At 63.7% G+C, this 1,918-nt stretch carries 2 protein-coding genes and 1 pseudogene; all 3 read right to left on the minus strand.

Going from position 1 to position 1,918, the window contains the following annotated elements:
• Positions 1–881: pseudogene (tnpC, locus tag ACQR1B_RS36150) on the minus strand (IS66 family transposase); the annotation flags it as partial.
• Positions 882–950: 69 nt separating this feature from the next.
• Entirely contained in the window at positions 951–1,223 is a 273-nt protein-coding gene (gene tnpB, locus ACQR1B_RS36155; RefSeq protein ID WP_434837661.1) for an IS66 family insertion sequence element accessory protein TnpB, read from the minus strand.
• Between the two features lie 76 nt (positions 1,224–1,299).
• On the minus strand, positions 1,300–1,918 hold a 619-nt coding region (tnpA, locus tag ACQR1B_RS36160; protein WP_434837660.1), incomplete at its 5' end, for an IS66 family insertion sequence element accessory protein TnpA.

Here is a 1,918-nt window from a genome sequence, read left to right on the forward strand (position 1 = left end):
GGCCAGATGTGCGACTGGACGTTCGGCTTTGCGATCCGGCGCGAACAGATAGATTGCCGCCGGAGGTTCGGGTCCGCCCCAGGGCCGTTGCTCGCGCGCGTACACCCAGAGCCGTCCCGTCTTGGTTCTTCCGCGTCCAGGATCAAGCACCGGGATCGGCGTGTCATCGGCAAAGAGATGGTTGGAGGCGAACACGTTCTTGCATAGCCGTCCGTGCAAGGCCTCGAGCCACCAGCACGCGCCGCCAACCCAGCCCGCGAGCGTCGAGCGGCAGAGATCGACGCCATGACGGTCGAAGATCTGCGACTGCCGATAGAGCGGAAGATGATCGCAGTTTTTGGCGATCAACACGTGCGAGAGCAGCGCCGGTGTCGCCACGCCGCCAGCGATCAGTCGTTCCGGCGCGCCGGCTTGCACCCCCTTGCTGCAGGCTCGGCAGGCGTATTTGGGTCTGGTCGTGCGCACGACGCGAAGCTGAGCTGGTACCCAATCCAGCATCTCGCTGACGCTCTCGCCGATCAAATGGAGAGTGCCGCCACAGCAGCCACAGACCCGGTCTTGCACGTCAAGCAAAACGTCTTCGCGTGGCAGATGATCGGGCAGCTGACGATGTCGCGGCGGAAATTTGGCTTCCGTGTGACCTTCGATTGCGCTTCCTTGGCGCGTCCGGTGCCGCTGTCGAGATCCTCCAAACCGAGTGCAAGCTGGTCGGGATCGATGCGCTCGGAGCTGCGGCCGAACTGCATTCGCTGCAGCTGTTTAATGATGGAATTGAAACGCTCGATCTCGGTGTCGCGATGGTCGATCGCGGCGGCAATGTCGCGCACCAGGCGCTGCAGAAGCTCAGGATCGGAGGGGAGATTGGTGAGATTGAGCTGCATGTCCGATGGTACTCGATCCGGCTTCCTCGTCGAAGAATCGCAACTCAGTTCAGCGCCGGTTTTTGCAGATCATCCTGCAATCGCGGGCTTCCATACGCGTTCTGGCGCGCGCCAATCGATGCCTTCGATCAGCATCGCGAGCTGCGTCGGGGTGAGCGTGATCGAGCCATCGAAGCCCGCCATCACTGGCCACACGAAGCCGCCCTGATCGACGCGTTTCGTGAACAGACAAAGCCCGTTTCCGTCGCAGAAGAGTACCTTGAGGATCGATGCCTTCTTGCCGCGGAAGGCGAACAGATGACCGGAGAACGGATCCTTCTTGAGCGTGTCCCGGACCATCATTGCAAGCCGTCCATGCCCTTGCGCATGTCGGTGTAGCCGAGCGCCGGGTGCACCTTCACGCCTGCAGGAACGAACATCATTGTGCGGCCTCTGTGCTCTCGATCTGCGCTCGCGCGGCATCCGGATCGCTGCCGGCGGGAGCGAAGACAGGCCGTCCATCATTGACGTCGACGGCCATCATGCCCTCCGGTGGATGCACGAGATCGCGCAGGGCGCACGCGGCGGGCATGTCGTCGGGCAGCACAACACGGGCGAGCTTGGAGCGCTTCTTTTGCGCGATGCCGAACTGCGCGCGCCAGCGGAACAGCAACCCGGTGACGATCCCATGCTTGCGGGCGACAGCAGACACTTCGGCGCCCGGCAGCTCGGTTTCCCTGGCGATCGCGAGCTTCTCCTCATCGCTGAAGAGGCGGCGGGCCGGCGTTTTGGGTGCGGTCGGATCGCCGATCGTGGCGGCTGTCAAGCGGCGTTCGGGCTGTGAGTTCCTAGCACTAGTGCTAACGGCTGGACGGGCGGAGGGATGAAGATGGGCGCGCCAGTCGATCGTCACCTCGCCGGCCGCCAATCGGTCGCGCCATTTGCGCAGCGAATGCGGCGACAGCTGCATCGCTGCGGCGTAGGCGCGGAGCTCCATTCCGCTCCAGTTCAGCGCCTCGACATGCATCGCCCAGAACGCCTCGGACGCCCGATTGCGC

Origin of the sequence: Bradyrhizobium oligotrophicum (assembly GCF_051168495.1) — a bacterium.
Taxonomy (GTDB): Bacteria; Pseudomonadota; Alphaproteobacteria; order Rhizobiales; family Xanthobacteraceae; genus Bradyrhizobium; species Bradyrhizobium oligotrophicum_A.